The sequence below is a fragment of the Marinobacter sp. 3-2 genome (assembly GCF_003751355.1).
GTDB lineage: Bacteria > Pseudomonadota > Gammaproteobacteria > Pseudomonadales > Oleiphilaceae > Marinobacter > Marinobacter adhaerens.
Genome location: NZ_RJUQ01000011.1, coordinates 561,443 through 577,120, shown reverse-complemented (window position 1 = coordinate 577,120; position 15,678 = coordinate 561,443). Strand labels below are relative to the sequence as shown.

General features: G+C 58.1%; 15 protein-coding genes. 12 read left to right on the top strand and 3 right to left on the bottom strand.

Annotated features, from left to right (window positions below; all coding sequences use genetic code 11):
* Positions 1-19: 19 nt before the first annotated feature.
* Together efp and epmA are read left to right on the top strand one after the other, a co-directional pair.
* On the top strand, positions 20-595 hold the full coding sequence (gene efp / locus EDB94_RS04450; protein WP_041645387.1) for an elongation factor P: 576 nt from the start codon (positions 20-22) through the stop codon (positions 593-595).
* A gap of 7 nt (positions 596-602) precedes the next feature.
* Complete coding sequence (gene epmA / locus EDB94_RS04445) at positions 603-1,571, top strand: EF-P lysine aminoacylase EpmA (RefSeq protein ID WP_108017566.1); 969 nt, start codon at positions 603-605, stop codon at positions 1,569-1,571.
* 15 nt (positions 1,572-1,586) lie between these two features.
* On the opposite strand, the gene asd is transcribed toward epmA, so the two are convergent.
* Positions 1,587-2,441, bottom strand: coding sequence for an archaetidylserine decarboxylase (asd, locus tag EDB94_RS04440; protein ID WP_014577803.1), 855 nt, complete (start codon positions 2,439-2,441; stop codon positions 1,587-1,589).
* A gap of 174 nt (positions 2,442-2,615) precedes the next feature.
* Here asd and motA point away from each other — a divergent pair, with 174 nt between their 5' ends.
* Both motA and motB read left to right on the top strand, forming a co-directional pair.
* Positions 2,616-3,467: a flagellar motor stator protein MotA gene (motA, locus tag EDB94_RS04435; protein WP_008174118.1), complete on the top strand. Its 852-nt coding sequence runs from the start codon at positions 2,616-2,618 to the stop codon at positions 3,465-3,467.
* A 31-nt stretch (positions 3,468-3,498) separates the two neighbouring features.
* Entirely contained in the window at positions 3,499-4,458 is a 960-nt protein-coding gene (gene motB, locus EDB94_RS04430; RefSeq protein ID WP_053112714.1) for a flagellar motor protein MotB, read from the top strand.
* A 15-nt stretch (positions 4,459-4,473) separates the two neighbouring features.
* Here the strand turns inward: motB and rsgA are convergent, their stop codons facing one another.
* On the bottom strand, positions 4,474-5,529 hold the full coding sequence (gene rsgA / locus EDB94_RS04425; RefSeq protein ID WP_108017565.1) for a small ribosomal subunit biogenesis GTPase RsgA: 1,056 nt from the start codon (positions 5,527-5,529) through the stop codon (positions 4,474-4,476).
* 253 nt (positions 5,530-5,782) lie between these two features.
* Between rsgA and orn the strand changes: the two genes are divergently transcribed.
* Complete coding sequence (gene orn, locus EDB94_RS04420) at positions 5,783-6,325, top strand: oligoribonuclease (RefSeq protein WP_108017564.1); 543 nt, start codon at positions 5,783-5,785, stop codon at positions 6,323-6,325.
* Here orn and queG read toward each other — a convergent pair.
* Positions 6,320-7,399 (bottom strand): tRNA epoxyqueuosine(34) reductase QueG, encoded by a 1,080-nt coding sequence (gene queG / locus EDB94_RS04415; RefSeq protein ID WP_053112712.1) that lies wholly within the window; start codon positions 7,397-7,399, stop codon positions 6,320-6,322. The genes orn and queG overlap by 6 nt on opposite strands.
* A gap of 147 nt (positions 7,400-7,546) precedes the next feature.
* Here queG and EDB94_RS04410 point away from each other — a divergent pair, with 147 nt between their 5' ends.
* The 7 genes from EDB94_RS04410 (at position 7,547) to hflX (ending at position 15,656) form a co-directional block, all read left to right on the top strand.
* Positions 7,547-9,100 carry an NAD(P)H-hydrate dehydratase gene (locus EDB94_RS04410; RefSeq protein ID WP_108017563.1) on the top strand — a complete coding sequence of 518 codons (1,554 nt, stop codon included), beginning with the start codon at positions 7,547-7,549 and terminating at the stop codon, positions 9,098-9,100.
* Positions 9,097-9,594: a tRNA (adenosine(37)-N6)-threonylcarbamoyltransferase complex ATPase subunit type 1 TsaE gene (gene tsaE / locus EDB94_RS04405; protein ID WP_041645383.1), complete on the top strand. Its 498-nt coding sequence runs from the start codon at positions 9,097-9,099 to the stop codon at positions 9,592-9,594. Before EDB94_RS04410 ends, tsaE begins: the two co-directional genes overlap by 4 nt.
* A 38-nt stretch (positions 9,595-9,632) precedes the next feature.
* Positions 9,633-10,991 carry an N-acetylmuramoyl-L-alanine amidase gene (locus EDB94_RS04400; protein WP_062781842.1) on the top strand — a complete coding sequence of 453 codons (1,359 nt, stop codon included), beginning with the start codon at positions 9,633-9,635 and terminating at the stop codon, positions 10,989-10,991.
* Positions 10,992-11,011: 20 nt separating this feature from the next.
* The gene (gene mutL, locus EDB94_RS04395) at positions 11,012-12,922 is read left to right on the top strand and encodes a DNA mismatch repair endonuclease MutL (protein WP_108017562.1); all 1,911 of its coding nucleotides are present in this window, start codon (positions 11,012-11,014) and stop codon (positions 12,920-12,922) included.
* A gap of 28 nt (positions 12,923-12,950) precedes the next feature.
* Entirely contained in the window at positions 12,951-13,955 is a 1,005-nt protein-coding gene (gene miaA, locus EDB94_RS04390) for a tRNA (adenosine(37)-N6)-dimethylallyltransferase MiaA (RefSeq protein ID WP_219908233.1), read from the top strand.
* A 33-nt stretch (positions 13,956-13,988) separates the two neighbouring features.
* The gene (gene hfq / locus EDB94_RS04385; RefSeq protein ID WP_008170056.1) at positions 13,989-14,240 is read left to right on the top strand and encodes an RNA chaperone Hfq; all 252 of its coding nucleotides are present in this window, start codon (positions 13,989-13,991) and stop codon (positions 14,238-14,240) included.
* Positions 14,241-14,357: 117 nt separating this feature from the next.
* Complete coding sequence (gene hflX, locus EDB94_RS04380) at positions 14,358-15,656, top strand: ribosome rescue GTPase HflX (RefSeq protein ID WP_008170060.1); 1,299 nt, start codon at positions 14,358-14,360, stop codon at positions 15,654-15,656.
* Positions 15,657-15,678 lie beyond the last annotated feature (22 nt).

Sequence of the window (15,678 nt, the reverse complement as noted above, 5' to 3'; positions counted from 1 at the left end):
TTTGTCAGGTGGACATTTCATGGCTTCATATTCTACCAATGAATTTCGCGGCGGTCTTAAGGTTTTGCTGGATGGCGACCCCTGCATCATTCTCGAGAACGAGTTTGTCAAACCCGGTAAGGGGCAGGCCTTCAACCGCGTAAAGCTGCGTAACCTCATGACCAACCGGGTCTGGGAGCGCACGTTCAAGTCCGGCGAAAGTCTGGAAGCTGCGGATGTCATTGATCAGGACATGGAATACCTCTATACCGACGGTGAATTCTGGCACTTCATGCTGACTGACGGTTCCTTCGAGCAGTACCCGGCTGATGCCAAGGCGGTTGGCGATGCGCTGAAGTGGCTGAAAGAGCAGGACGTTTATACGGTAACGCTCTACAACGGCTCGCCGCTGTCCGTAACGCCCCCCAACTTCGTTGAGCTGGAGGTAGTTGATACCGATCCGGGCATGAAAGGTGACACCGCCCAGGGTGGTTCCAAACCGGCAACACTCTCTACCGGTGCGGTTGTCAACGTACCCCTGTTCATCACCATTGGCGAAGTCCTGAAAGTTGATACCCGCTCTGGCGAGTACGTGAGCCGGGTAAAGAGCAGTTGATCCGGTCATGACCCGCGAACCTGTCTGGCAGCCCTCTGCCTCGCAGGCTGCCCTGAAAAGCCGCGCACAACAACTGTCGTTTGTGCGCGGCTTTTTTGCGAAGCGAGGAGTGCTGGAAGTCGAAACCCCAGTGCTTGGGCGATGTGGCGTTACCGATGTCAATCTTGACGGCATCCCCGCGCAGGTTTCTGCCGGCACACGCACAGGCGGGTGGCTCCAGACGTCTCCCGAGTACCACATGAAGCGCTTGCTTGCGGCCGGCTGTGGATCCATTTTTCAGATCTCCAGGGTGTTCCGCAATGGCGAACAGGGGCGTCGTCACAACCCCGAATTCTCCATGCTCGAATGGTATCGGACAGGCTTTGACGATGTGACGCTCATGGCTGAGGTGTCGGACCTTGTCTGTGGCTGGCTGGGCTGCGAGCGGCCGGAAATCATTCAGTATCGCGATGCACTCAGGCGATGGGCGCACATTGACCCGTTCGCAGCGACGGACCGTGAACTGATGCGCCGCTGTGAGGAGTGGCTGGAACCAGAGCAATTGGCTGACCTTGGTCGGGATGGCTGCCTCGATCTGCTGATGAGTTTTGCCGTGGAGCCGAATCTGGGACGTCGCAGGCCCGTGTTTATAACGGGATATCCGGCCTCGCAGGCTTCACTGGCCAGAGTTTCGAAGTCTGACGGCTATGAGACCGCGCATCGTTTTGAGCTCTATGTTGATGGTCTGGAGCTTTGTAACGGTTACTGGGAATTGACCGATCCAGGAGAACAGAGGTTGCGCTTTGAGGCCGATAACGAGCTGCGCAGGCGATCTGGGAAGCCTGAAATGGGGCTGGATGAGGCTTTTCTCGCTGCGCTTGATCAGGGCTTGCCCGAGTGCTCCGGTGTCGCACTCGGGCTGGACAGGCTGCTGATGCTCAAGCTGGGAGTGCAGGACATCCGTGAGGTCTTGGCGTTTTCGTTCGAGCGGGCTTGAGCCTGCCGAACGTGATCACGCCAGGGCGCCGAACGCCTCGCCCATGCGAACGGTTTTGCCGGCCACCTGATCGCTGTTCCAACTGACGGAGCCTTTTGGCATAACCATAATCACAGTGGAGCCCAGGCGGAACCGGCCCATTTCTTCACCCTTATCGAAGCTGATGGCCTGCTCGCCTTCGTACCGTGTTGATGTGACCTGCCGACTGCCGGGCACAACAACGCCTGCCCAGCGGGTTTCCACGCTGCCGACAATCATGGCGCCAACCAGTACCAGGGCCATGGGGCCGGAAGCGGTGTCGAAGATGCAGACAACCCGCTCATTGCGGGCGAACAGATTCGGGACATTTTCGGCGGTTACCGGGTTGACCGAAAAAAGCTTGCCGGGAACATGGATCATCTGTCGAAGCGTGCCGGCCATCGGCATGTGGATCCGGTGATAGTCCTTGGGCGAGAGGTAGATTGTAGAAAATTCGCCATCGGCAAACGGGGCGGTGGTCGCCTCTTCGCCACCGAGCAGCTCGCTCAGGCTGAACGACTGGCCCTTTGCCTGGAAAACCCGGTCTCCGGTGACCTGGCCGAGCTGGCTGATGGCTCCGTCAACGGGGCTGACCAGGGTTTTTTCGCCGTCCGCCAGGGGGCGGATGCCAGGCTTCAGCTCCCGGGTGAAGAAATCGTTGAACGTGGCGTAGGCTTCAGGGTTAGGCTCGGCGGCTTCGCTCATGTCAACGCCATAGCGGCCGATAAACCATTTTATAACCCGGTTCTTGAGCGCAGGGGAGCGGTCATTGTCCGCCAGACGGCCGGCGAGGTTGGATACCCCCAGTTGCGGCGTGATGTACTGGCTAAGAACAAAAAGCTTGTCGAACATTAGATGTGATCCTTTGCGCTCAAAGGCGCGAAGTTTACCAAAGACTGCTACCTGTATAGAAATTGTTTCATGGCTTCGCGGTTATGACGCGGCCTTGCTATTATCGTGTCACCTTTTGCGTGACAGCTTCCGGCTCCGGCCGATAACCAAGAAAATAAGGCGTGCGTAGATTCTATGTTACTGATCGTCGGTTCGATTATTGTTCTGGCCAGCGTATTGACTGGCTATGTTCTCCACGGCGGCAATCTGATGGTGCTCTGGCAGCCAACCGAAGTGTTAATCATTTTCGGGGCGGCTCTGGGCTCGTTCATCATTGCTAACCCCGTCCATACGCTCAAAGAAGTCTTTGGTAAGGGAGTCCAGTTACTCACAGGCTCACCCTATAAAAAGGCTTTCTACATGGATCTGCTGAGTCTGCTTTACGAGATCTTCGATAAATCCCGTAAACAAGGCGTCATGGCGATCGAGGAGGACATCGATAATCCCGAGGCAAGCCAGATTTTCAGTCGATATCCAGCCGTCATGAAGTCCAAGGAACTGCTCGCGTTCATCACGGACTATCTTCGCATCATCAGCTCCGGAAATATGGCGACCCACGAGCTGGAAGGCATGATGGAGAATGAGATCGACAGTCGTCAGCACGAGCTTGAGGAGCCTGCTCACGCGGTCAACAAAATCGCCGATGCGCTGCCGGGGCTTGGTATTGTCGCTGCGGTGCTGGGTATCGTAATTACCATGAACTTTCTCACTGAAGGCCCGGAAAAGATTGGTCTCAGTGTGGCTGCAGCACTGGTGGGTACCTTTCTGGGTATTTTCATGGGGTATGGTTTTGTGGGTCCTGCGTCTATCGCCATGGAGCACGCTGCGAAGTACGAATTGAAGGCTTACGAGTGCGTCAAATCAGCGATTGTGGCGACGGTTTCCGGGCAAGCGCCGCAAATGGCCATTGAGTTTGGCCGCAAGGCGTTGCCCACGGATAAGCGCCCTGGGTTCCAGGAGCTTAATGATCACGTTCGTTCCAAGTAATACCGCCCTCATCTGAACCCGGAGCCGATTCGTGGAAGAACAGCCGATCATCATCAAACGGAAAAAGGTTGTTGCAGGTGGCCATCACGGTGGCTCCTGGAAGGTCGCGTTTGCCGATTTCGCCACCGCCATGATGGCTTTCTTTCTGGTTCTCTGGTTAACCGCTACGGCATCGCCGGAGCAAAAAAAAGCGGTTGAGGGTTACTTTCGGGATCCCGTTGGCTTCACCGAGGGTGGTTCTCCAAACCCTGTGGATCTTGAGGGCAGTGCCTCGGTCGTCAACGAGGCGAGTCCGGATATCGAATCGAGCCAGATCCAGATTGAAGACGAAGTGGTGGATGAGCTCTCTGAAACTCTTGAACAGCGACGTATGCAGGAGTTGTTTCAGGAGCTGAAGGAGCAAATCAAGCAGGATGAGACTTTGCAGGAGTTCAAGGATCAGTTGCTGATCGATATAACCGACGAGGGCCTGCGCATCCAGATCGTCGATCGCTCCGGTCGCCCCATGTTCGACAGCGGCCGGGCCGAGCTGAAGTACTACTCTCAGGATATTCTGTTTGAGCTTGCGAAAACTCTGGGTTCAGTGAACAACAAGCTCAGTATTACCGGGCACACCGACTCCACGCCATTTAGCGGCCGGCCGGGTTACACGAACTGGGAATTATCGGCAGACCGGGCAAATACCGCCCGAAGAGCGCTGGTTGCAGGGGGGGTGCGTCAGCAGCAGATTGCTCGCGTGGTTGGCCTGAGTGATTCCGTACTGTTCGACAAGGAAGATCCGAACGCGCCGGTGAATCGCCGCATCTCCATTATCGTTCTGAACAAGAAGACCGTCGATAATATTCAGAGCACTGCCGGCCAGTCAGATGAGCCCTTGATTGATCTGACCCAGCCGACCGAGGCGGAGCGTGAGGCGGCCCGTGAGCGTCTGGAAAGCGGGGAATGGTTGCAGGAAAAAGAAGAGCCGGCCCCTGGCGAGCTCAACTGGTAAGGCCGTTCGGGTCCGTCAGTCCAGCTTCAGCCCGCGGGCCTGCTGCTCCGTCATATCCTGAAGAATCCGGTGGAAGCTTTTCAGCCGCTCCGGGCTGATTTTCCCTTCCTCCGCAGCTCTGTCGATGGCGCAACCGGGGTCACCCATGTGCCGGCAGTTGCGGAACTTGCAGGTGCCGATCACCTCCCGAATTTCCCGAAAGCCATACTCGATCTCCTGCGCTGTCATATGCCAGAGCCCGAACTCACGGATCCCCGGCGAGTCAATCAGATCGCCTCCGAGCGGCAGGTGGAACAGTTTAGCCGTGGTTGTCGTGTGAATCCCCTTGCCGGTGCTCTCCGAAACAGCCCCCACGCGAATGGCCTCATCGGGCATCAGGGTCTGGATAATGGATGACTTGCCCACCCCGGATTGCCCCACAAATACACTGGTCTGATCCTTCACCAGTGCCTCAACCTCTGGCGAAGGTTTATCACCGGACTCAGCGGCAGACGTTCGAACCACCTCATAGCCCAGAGCCTCATACCGGCCCAGAAGCGCGTCGATGTACTCCCGGTTGCTGTCGGTGATCAGATCGGTCTTGTTCAACAGAATCACTGCCGGAATGTCTGTGATCTCGGATGCCACCAGATACCGGTCAATCAGGTTATCGTGAGGTTCCGGCTCCGGCGCAATCACAAGAATAATATGATCAATGTTTGCGGCCACCGGCTTCAGGGCACCAAAATTATCCGGCCGCTGCAGCAGGTTGCGACGCTCACTTCGGGCAACGATAACCCCGGTTTCGTTTTTCCCTGGCCGCCAGACAACCTTGTCACCGGTCACCAGGCTATCGATGTTGGCCCGAACAAAGCAGCGAACCACATTGCCTTCCTGGTCACCTTCAAGCGCCTCGACATCCAGCTGTTGCCCGTAGTGAGCAATGACCAACCCTTCCTGCTCTGGCCCGAGCTCGCCGGCGTCGGCCTGCTCCTGAACCTTCTTCTCCTTGCGCGCCGCCCGGGCCGCACGCTCTTCCTGGACTTTCTTGATACGGAATTGTTGCTGTTTGTTCAGTCGCCGTTTTGCCATTTATGTCCCGGATAACCAGATGAAAGTTTCGCCCTTGGTGTGCCATCATACTGCAATCGTAGCTACTCGGCTTGGGCAATGCCGAGATGTTGAGGGTATATCACCTGATTTCGCAGCGGGGCTGGGTTCGGCTTTCCGGAAATGTCGGCGGCCATGGATGGCCGACGCCAAGCGCACATGGATGTGCTCGTAGCGGTTTCCGGAAAGCCGGACCCAGTCCCACTACCACCGCACTCAGAAGGCTGGTAACAAAATGGCAGAAAGCAATCGCCTCGTATGGATCGATCTGGAAATGACAGGCCTGGATCCGGAAAAAGAACGGATCATCGAAATGGCCACAATTATCACCGATTCGGAACTCAATATTGTCGCGGAAGGACCGGTTATTGCCGTCCATCAGCCACAATCCTTTCTGGACTCCATGGACGAATGGTGCACCCGTACCCATGGTGAAAGCGGACTCACCAAACGCGTTCAGGAAAGCGATATCTCCGAGTCTGAAGCCGAACAGCAGACCATCGAATTCCTGAGAAAACACGTAGAAAAGGGCCAGTCACCCCTGTGCGGCAATAGCATTGGCCAGGATCGCCGGTTCCTCGTCAAATACATGCCCGAACTGGAAGACTTCTTCCATTACCGGAATCTTGACGTATCCACAGTGAAAGAACTTGCCCGCCGCTGGCGCCCGGATGTCCTCGCCGGCGTAAAAAAGAAAGGTAGCCACCTTGCACTCGACGACATCCGGGACTCCATCAACGAACTGCGTCATTACCGGGAACAGTTCTTCAAGCTATAGGCCATGCCGCTTCAGAGCCCACTGGACGTGCTCGCGGACCATCTCGGAAGGGTGGTCCGCGCGCTTTTTCAGGGCCTCAATTACCGGGATGGTTGACGGCGCATTGCCCAGCCCGACCGCCAGGTTGCGGAGCCAGCCCTCGTAGCCTGTGCGCCGAATCGCAGAGCCCTCGGTGCGTTTGAGGAACTGCTCCTCGGTCCAGAGAAAAAGCTCTGCCAGGGAGCTGTTGTCCAGCCCATGCCTCGGTTGAAAGTCCTTTTCGCTGGTCGGTTTGCTGAACTTCTGCCATGGACACACCAGCTGGCAGTCATCGCAACCGAAAACCCGGTTGCCCATTAGCGGTCGCAGCTCCTCTGGGATACTCCCTTTCAGCTCGATGGTGAGATAGCTGATGCAACGTCGGGCATCAAGCTTGTGCGAGCCAACAAAGGCGTCCGTCGGGCAAAGGTCGAGGCAGGCCGAACAGCTGCCGCAATGATCCGTTTCAAAGGGTTCATCGATGGGCAGGGGGGCGCTGGTGAAGATTTCCCCGAGGAAAAAGAACGAGCCGGCCTTCGGGTGAATCAGCATATTGTTCTTGCCGATCCAGCCGAGACCAGCTCTCTGCGCCAGTGCGCGTTCCAGCACCGGAGCGCTGTCTACAAAAGCCCGGTAATCGTATCCGCTAACGGCCTCATCAATCTTCGCTGCCAGCTGTGCAAGACGCTTACGGATAAGTTTGTGGTAATCCCGACCCAGCGCATAACGCGTGACATAAGCACCCTCCCGGTTAGTAAGCGCTTCTTTAGGACTGTCTGGTGAGGGCAAATAGTCCATTCTCACGGATATAACCCGCGTGGTGCCCGGCACCAGAGAGGCAGGCGTATAGCGCTTGTCACCGTGGTGGGCCATGTAATCCATTTCGCCCTGGTAACCTGCCGCAAGCCAGTCCTTCAGATGGTCGGCGTGCTCGCCCGTGTCCGCGTTGGTAATGCCCACATCGGCAAACCCGAATTCAGCTGCCCACTGGCGGATGAGCGACGGCAGATCCGCAAGTTCCGGGTGTGTCGTGGTACAGGTTGCTGTGGTGCTCATAGTGACTGCCGATGCTGGAATTCGGTGCTGAACCCGTGTACGGATATTTAATCTGATTAAGTTATGACCTTTTCTACTGTTTTGCTATGCTTTACAGGTATCTGGCCAATTTTCTTAAACCGGTTTCTGTAACGGGAGCAAAGGTTCATGCCGCCGTCCGCTGGGCACAGTCTACCAGACGCACTGTTTTCCGCCGATGCGGTGAGGCAGATCGATCGCTATGTGATTGATCAGCAAGGTGTTGATGGTTTTGAGCTGATGCAGTCCGCCGCCCACGCCGCTTTTCGCTGCCTGGTACGGCATTGGCCAAACTGCGGCTCGGTGCTGGTCCTGTGCGGTGCGGGTAACAACGGTGGTGACGGTTACCTGGTCGCGGCAATTGCGAAAAGGCACGGTCTGGACGTCAGCTGTGTCGCAGTTGCGCCAACCGGCAAATTGTCCGGCGACGCCCGTAAAGCCTGGCAAAAGGCCCTGGCGGACGGTGTAGATGTTCTTGACCTCGAGGCTCTCGGCGAGTCATCGCTGGACGATCTGTTTGCCAGCGCGGGCCTGATTGTTGATGCCATGCTCGGTACTGGCGTGTCCGGTGTCCCCCGGGAACCGTTTGCGACTCTGATAGGCCGATGTAATAGCGCTTCAGCGCCAGTCCTTGCGGTGGATCTGCCCTCCGGGCTTAATGCGACCACGGGAGCGGCCGAGGGGGATGTGGTTAACGCAGCCAGGACAGTGACCTTTATCGGGCTCAAGGCTGGCTTGTTCACGGGGCAAGGTGCGGCAGTGTGCGGCGAGGTGGTTTTCGAATCTCTGGATACAGACGAGGGTATCGCCGGTAGCGGCCAGAAGCCCATCGCCCGCCGTCGTGACTGGGGTTCTGTGATGCCCTGGCTACCACCCCGGCCTGCCAACGCTCACAAGGGAAGATTCGGGCATGTGCTGGTGGTTGCGGGTGATCGCGGATTCGGTGGGGCCGGCCTGCTGGCGGCAGAGGCTGCGGCGCGATCGGGTGCCGGGCTCGTGTCGTTGGCGACCCGCCCCGAGCATGTGACAGCGGCCCTAGCAAGATGTCCATCTGTCATGGTTCATGGCCTGATCCATGGCTCGGAGTTGCCGACGTTGCTTGATGCTGCCTCGGTTGTCGTGTGTGGCCCGGGTATCGGGCGAAGCGCCTGGGGCCAGCAGATGCTCGAGCAGGTGGTTGCCAGCGGCAAGCCGCGGGTGCTGGATGCGGATGCGCTGAACCTTTTGTCTGGTCGGGTAGCCATCCCGGCGGATAATCACATCCTGACTCCTCATCCGGGCGAGGCGGCCAGGTTGCTGAATTGCCTGGTGCCCGAAGTTGAGGCAGACAGGATGGCCGCCGCCAGAAAGCTGCAGGCGCTGTACGGCGGCACGGTGCTTTTGAAAGGCGCAGGCACCGTTGTCGCGTCTGAGGACGGCGGCCTGGATATCATCAGTGGCAGCAATCCCGGAATGGCGACTGGCGGAATGGGAGATGTGCTCTCAGGTATTGTTGCGGCTGTTCTGGCTCAGATTGGCGACGCACAGAAAGCGGCCGTGCTGGGCGCATCCGTGCACCTTGCTGCGGCTGACCGTGCTGCGAGAACCACGGGGTTTATCGGACTGATACCGACCGATGTCATCGATGCGCTGCCGTTGGTGTTTCGGGAATCTGAAAGGAGTCCGGGGGCTGAATCGTTATGAGCATAATGGGTAACGAGCGTCGGGTTTTTCTGGAGAACGAGGCCGAAACCGAGCATCTCGGTCGGGAGCTGGCCAGGACCGTCGTGGAGTCTGGCCATGGTCTGGTTGTTTATCTGGATGGTGAGCTTGGCATGGGTAAAACCACCATCAGTCGGGGCGTCATGCGCGGATTGGGTCATGAGGGGGCCGTAAAGAGCCCGACCTATACCCTGGTAGAGCCCTACGAGACTCTGAATCCACCGACCTACCATTTTGATCTTTATCGCCTGGGCGACGCCGAAGAACTGGAATACATGGGCATCCGCGATTATTTTTCCGCCGAAAACCTGTGCCTGATCGAGTGGCCCGAAAGAGGCAAGGGCATATTGCCCGAGCCGGACCTGGAGGTTCATCTCGAAACCCGGGGAGAGGGGCGCTCTGTAGTCCTCAGGGCCCGCTCAGAGCTGGGCGCCGGGGTGCTGAACGAACTGGAGTTGATTGGTCCGGCGTCATAGTGAGCTCGGAACCGGGAATAAACTGGCAGGTAAGCTTTATGAATTGTGCAAAGCTGAGTAAACAACTGGTCTGGCCGATTGCGCTATTGCTTGTGACATTGGCGTTTCACGGTTCGGCGGCGACACAGGTCGAGAGTGCCCGTATCTGGCCCGCGCCCGATCATACCCGGCTGGTTCTGGACACTGGCGGGCAGGTGGAGCACAACATTTTCTCCCTGAGCGGCCCGGCGCGGCTGGTGATCGATCTCAAGAATGCCAACCTGAAGACCGATTTTTCCGGTCTGGACCTTTCCGGCAGTCCGATCAAGAGAATCCGCAGTGCCCCCAGAAACGGCACCGATTTGCGCGTCGTTCTGGATCTCAAGGCTGACATCAAACCGCGGAGTTTTCAGCTCGAGCCGAATCAGCAGTACGGCCACAGACTGGTTGTCGACCTGATTGATGAAAGTGGTAGCCGGCTGGAAAAGGCGACAACGCCCACCGTGACCCAGGATTCATCCGGGAAGCGGGACGTTATTGTGGTCATTGATGCCGGGCACGGCGGGGAAGATCCGGGTGCTATTGGTCCGCGGGGAACCCGTGAAAAGGACGTGGTTCTGAAAATGGCGAAAACCCTGGCCAACCTCATCAATGATCGGCCAGGTTATACCGCCAAGCTGACCAGAACCGGGGACTACTACATTGGCCTTCGCAATCGCACGATTCTGGCCAGGAAATACAACGCTGATCTGTTTGTCTCGGTCCATGCCGACGCCTTCCGTACACCACAACCCAAAGGTGCCTCGGTCTTCGCCCTTTCCCAACGCGGCGCCACCAGTGAAACTGCCCGTTGGCTGGCCAATAGTGAGAACCGGTCGGATCTGATCGGCGGTGCCGGCGGGCTGTCCCTTGATGGCCGTGACGACATGCTTGCCGGTGTTCTGCTGGACCTCTCCATGACGGCCAGTATCAACGCCAGTCTGGGGGTTGGCAGTTCGGTCCTGGGTAAATTGGGCGGCGTGGCGAAGTTGCACAAGCCTGGCGTTGAGCAGGCCGCTTTCGCGGTTCTGAAATCACCGGATATTCCCTCCATTCTCGTGGAAGCAGGCTTCATATCGAATCCTCAGGAAGAGAAAAACCTGGCCACTGAGTGGTACCGCAACAAGCTGGCCGGCGCCATCATGAAAGGCATAGATGACTACTTCCAGAAAACGCCCCCGCCTGGAACCCTGCTGGCGTGGCAAAAACAGAATCGCCAGGGTGGAAACAGCATCAGCCACTACCGGATACAGCGTGGAGACACGCTATCCGGCGTGGCCCGGAAAAATCAGACGACCGTCAGTGAGCTGATGCAGTTTAACGACCTTCGGGACGACCGTGTTATGGTAGGGCAAACCATTCGTATTCCCGCGTCCTGATCAAGAGGTTTTTCTGTAACATGCCCCCCATTCGATTGCTGTCACCTCGGCTCGCGAACCAGATTGCCGCGGGTGAGGTGGTTGAGCGCCCCGCGTCTGTCGTCAAAGAACTGGTTGAAAATGCCCTGGATGCCGGCGCCAACCGCGTCGATGTTGATGTGGAGCAGGGCGGCGTCAAGCTGATTCGAGTTCGGGATGACGGCAGTGGTATTGAGGAAGACGATCTTCCCCTGGCGCTAAGCCGCCATGCGACCAGCAAGATTGCCAGTCTGGACGATCTGGAAGCCGTGGCGTCCCTGGGTTTCCGGGGAGAAGCGCTTGCCAGTATCAGCTCTGTCTCCCGTCTTACCCTGACATCAAGGACCGAGTCGCAGGAAGCGGCCTCTCGGGTCGAGGTCGAGGGCCGGGAAATGGACGCGAGAATTTCGCCGGCAGCGCATCCTGTCGGAACGACCGTTGAAGTGCGCGACCTGTTTTTTAACACCCCGGCTCGCCGCAAATTCCTGCGTACTGAAAAGACAGAATTCAATCACGTCGAAGAATGTGTGCGGCGCCAAGCGCTGAGCCGTTTCGATGCCGGCTTCACGTTGCGCCATAACCAGCGTGTCGTTCAAAGCCTCAGGCCAGCGGAATCGGCCCTCGATCGCGAGCGTCGTATTGGATCCCTGTGCGGCCAGCAGTTTATCGATAACGCGGTGGTTATTGATGCGGAGGCCACCGGGCTGCGCCTGTGGGGTTGGGTCGCTCTTCCCACATTTTCGCGCAGCCAGGCCGATCTTCAGTATTTCTTCGTCAACGGTCGCGTTATTCGTGACCGCCTGGTAGCTCATGCCGTGCGCCAGGCCTATCGGGATGTGCTCTACAATAACCGGCACCCGGCGTTTGTATTGTATCTGGAAGTCGACCCCGCCACCGTCGATGTAAACGTCCACCCGACCAAGCACGAGGTCCGGTTCCGGGATGGTCGGCTGGTTCACGATTTCATCTTCAGAACCCTGCACAAGGCGCTGGCCGATGTCCGGCCGGACGATCATTTCCGCGGCGCGGTGGCGCAGTCCTTTGGTCGCGAAGCAGTCACCCAGGGTCAGGAAGCTGTTCCGGCCACCGGTGCCTCTGCAGAGGCGGGCTGGACCGGCCAGCCATCGGTATCCAGCTATGGTTACCCCGGCGGCTCAGGCGCCGGCTTTGGCGGACAGTCACAGCCCCAACAGGAGTGGCGCGCCAGCGATCAGATGGCGTTTTATCAGTCCCTGAATGCCGGTGGCGGAAGCGACGGACAGCAGGCTATGCCCGTAAGCGATCGCGCCGCCACGCCAATGCCAACACCGCCTGCAGACAGTGACCAGGAGCCGCCGCTCGGATATGCCATCGCCCAGCTGCACGGGATCTATATTCTTGCCCAGGGTCGTGCGGGGCTCATTGTTGTGGACATGCACGCGGCCCACGAGCGCATTACCTATGAGCGAATGAAGCGGGCGCTTGCCGAGCAGGACCTTAAAAGCCAGCCGTTGCTGGTGCCGCTGTCGCTGGCGGTCAGCCAGAAAGAAGCAGCCCTGACCGAGAGTCACGGTGAAGAACTGCAGAAGCTGGGTCTCCAGATTGAGCGGATTGGTCCGGAAACCCTCGCTGTGCGGCAGGTGCCCGCGCTTCTGCGGGGTGCTGACACAGAACAGCTGGTGCGTGACGTTCTGGCGGATCTCATTGAGCACGGTCAGAGTGATCGCGTCGAGGCGGTGACGCATGAGCTGCTCGGCACCATGGCATGCCATGGTTCAGTGCGTGCCAACCGGCAGTTGACCATTCCGGAGATGAATTCGCTGCTCAGGGACATGGAGGCGACCGAGCGCAGTGGCCAGTGCAACCATGGCCGGCCGACATGGACCCTGGTGACCATGTCTGAGCTGGACAAGCTGTTTCTCCGGGGGCGCTGAGGTGTCACTGCCTCCTGCCATCTTTCTGATGGGGCCCACGGCTTCCGGAAAGACAGACCTGGCCATGGCGCTCTGCGACCACCTGCCTTGCGACATCATCAGCGTGGATTCCGCAATGATCTATCGGGGTATGGATATCGGAACGGCCAAACCCACGGCCGCAGAGCTCGCGAGGGCGCCCCACAGGCTGATCGATATTTGCGATCCGGCGGAAACGTACTCCGCTGCGGATTTCCGTCGGGACGCGCTGACCGCCATGGCCGAAATAACGGCCGCAGGCAGGATCCCGCTTCTAGTCGGCGGCACCATGATGTATTTCAAAGCGTTGCTGCATGGAATGTCCGGTCTGCCATCGGCCAGCTCCGACGTACGACGGGCGCTGGAGCAGGAGGCAGAGGAGCGGGGTTGGGAGGCTTTGCATGAAGAGCTGCGGGCCAGTGATCCGGTGGCAGCCGAGCGGATCCATCCGAACAACCGGCAGCGTCTGATGCGGGCCCTGGAGGTATTGCGCCTTACTGGCAAGCCGATTTCGGAGTTCTGGCGAGCCGATCAGGGTGGCTGTGAGCAAACGACGGCAGTGGCGCAGGTCGGCGACATTGAGGATTACACCTATTTCACTCGCTGGCAGGCAGACGAAACATCTTTGCTTCCGTATACTGTAATTCAACTTGCCATGACGCCGCCTGAGCGGCGGGTGCTTCATGAGCGGATTCGCCTGCGGTTTCTGAAAATGCTGGAGGCGGGGTTCGTTGATGAAGTTCGGGCTCTGATGATCCGGGACGACCTGCACCCTGATCTCCCTTCCATGCGTTGTGTCGGATATCGCCAGGCCTGGAGCTATTTGTCCGGGGAAGACGACTACGAGACATTTGTCAGCAAGGGAGTGGCAGCAACACGCCAACTGGCGAAGCGGCAGTTGACCTGGTTGCGTAAGTGGTCAGATGTGGACTGGCTGGACAGCGGCGACAAACATATCGCTGAGGTAGCCTTGAAAAAAATCCGACTTCGCACCACATTTAATTTTGACAAATGACGATCTGCATTTACTAAAAACAGGAGAAAACACATGTCAAAAGGGCATTCGTTACAAGACCCTTACCTCAATGCATTGCGCAAGGAACGCATTCCGGTTTCCATCTTTCTGGTCAACGGTATCAAGCTTCAGGGCCAGATTGAGTCTTTTGACCAGTTCGTGATTTTGCTGAAAAATACTGTCAGCCAGATGGTCTACAAGCACGCTATTTCCACTGTGGTTCCTGCCCGAAATGTCCGCATTCCGCAGCAGGCTCCGGGAGGAGAGGGCGAGTCTGAAGACTGATCCATCCGTTTCCCGATTTTGCCACCCGCGTTCCAGAGGATCCCGTTGAGGGTCTTATGGTCGCGGGTGTTTGTTTTTATGACCCTCATCATGTGTTTACCCCGGAGTTGATGCCAATTGTTTGAACGTCCTGATGTCGGTGAGCGCGCGGTCCTCGTCCACATCGATTTTACTGCCCACGATGGTACCGAAGACCCCGGTGAGTTCCGGGAACTGGTCACCTCTGCCGGTGTTGAGCCTGTCTCGACCGTTACCGGGTCCCGCAAGCAGCCCAGCCCCAGATTTTTCGTTGGTGAGGGCAAGCTGGAAGAAATTCGTGATGCAGTAGCGGCGAACGAAGCGGATGTGGTGTTGTTCAACCATGCCCTGAGCCCACGCCAGGAGCGCAACATTGAGCACGAGCTCAAGTGCCGTGTGCTGGACCGCACCGGTGTGATTCTTGATATCTTCGCTCAGCGGGCACGGACTCACGAAGGTAAGCTTCAGGTAGAGTTGGCGCAGCTCGAGCATATGTCCACGCGACTGGTTCGGGGCTGGACCCACCTTGAGCGACAGAAAGGTGGTATCGGGCTGCGCGGGCCTGGTGAAACCCAGCTGGAAACCGACCGCCGGCTCTTGCGGGAGCGCATCAAGTCTATCCACAAGCGTCTGGAAAAGGTTCGTCGCCAGCGCAACCAGGGCCGCAGGGCCCGTCAGCGGGCTGACATCCCCACCGTATCGCTGGTTGGATATACCAACGCCGGTAAATCCACTTTATTCAACCGTATTACCACTTCCTCCGTATATGCTGCAGACCAGCTGTTCGCGACGCTGGATCCGACGTTGCGGCGGTTGGAACTTCCGGATGTCGGGCCGGTCGTAATGGCCGACACCGTGGGCTTCATCCGGCATCTGCCGCACAAGCTGGTTGAGGCGTTTCGGGCGACGCTTGAGGAAACAACGCAGGCGACGCTGCTGCTTCACATCATCGACAGCCATGACCCGCGCCGCGAGGAGAACATTGAGCAGGTTGAGGAAGTGCTTGCGGAGATCGGGGCGGACGACATTCCCATGCTGCAGGTGTTCAACAAGATTGATCTGCTCGAAAATTTCACGCCTCGGGTTGAGCGCAACGAAGAGGGCATCCCGGTGAGAGCGTGGGTTTCCGCGGTTACTGGCGAAGGCCTGGACGGGTTGTTCGATGCGATCGTGGAGCGGGTGGCCGAAGATGTCGTTCACCACTTTGTCCTGCTGGGTCCCGCGGATGGCAAATTGCGGGCACTGTTGCATGAGGCAGGATCGGTGATCAGCGAGGAATACCGGGATACCGGCGACACAGTGGTTGAGGTACGCCTGCAGAACCGGGATTGGCATCAGCTGCTGAGCCGCGCCGGTGTGAATGAAAAGTCAGTCAGGCTGGACGTGGGTCACGCCTGAAACCGCAGCGGCTATTGCCGGG

Excerpts from the sequence above, each read along its gene's own strand:
- efp (WP_041645387.1), top strand. The coding sequence starts at position 20 with ATGGCTTCATATTCTACCAATGAATTTCGCGGCGGTCTTAAGGTTTTG.
- epmA (WP_108017566.1), top strand. The coding sequence starts at position 603 with ATGACCCGCGAACCTGTCTGGCAGCCCTCTGCCTCGCAGGCTGCCCTG.
- asd (WP_014577803.1), bottom strand. The coding sequence starts at position 2,441 with ATGTTCGACAAGCTTTTTGTTCTTAGCCAGTACATCACGCCGCAACTG.
- motA (WP_008174118.1), top strand. The coding sequence starts at position 2,616 with ATGTTACTGATCGTCGGTTCGATTATTGTTCTGGCCAGCGTATTGACT.
- rsgA (WP_108017565.1), bottom strand. The coding sequence starts at position 5,529 with ATGGCAAAACGGCGACTGAACAAACAGCAACAATTCCGTATCAAGAAA.
- orn (WP_108017564.1), top strand. The coding sequence starts at position 5,783 with ATGGCAGAAAGCAATCGCCTCGTATGGATCGATCTGGAAATGACAGGC.
- queG (WP_053112712.1), bottom strand. The coding sequence starts at position 7,399 with ATGAGCACCACAGCAACCTGTACCACGACACACCCGGAACTTGCGGAT.
- EDB94_RS04410 (WP_108017563.1), top strand. The coding sequence starts at position 7,547 with ATGCCGCCGTCCGCTGGGCACAGTCTACCAGACGCACTGTTTTCCGCC.
- tsaE (WP_041645383.1), top strand. The coding sequence starts at position 9,097 with ATGAGCATAATGGGTAACGAGCGTCGGGTTTTTCTGGAGAACGAGGCC.
- EDB94_RS04400 (WP_062781842.1), top strand. The coding sequence starts at position 9,633 with ATGAATTGTGCAAAGCTGAGTAAACAACTGGTCTGGCCGATTGCGCTA.
- mutL (WP_108017562.1), top strand. The coding sequence starts at position 11,012 with ATGCCCCCCATTCGATTGCTGTCACCTCGGCTCGCGAACCAGATTGCC.
- miaA (WP_219908233.1), top strand. The coding sequence starts at position 12,951 with ATGGGGCCCACGGCTTCCGGAAAGACAGACCTGGCCATGGCGCTCTGC.
- hfq (WP_008170056.1), top strand. The coding sequence starts at position 13,989 with ATGTCAAAAGGGCATTCGTTACAAGACCCTTACCTCAATGCATTGCGC.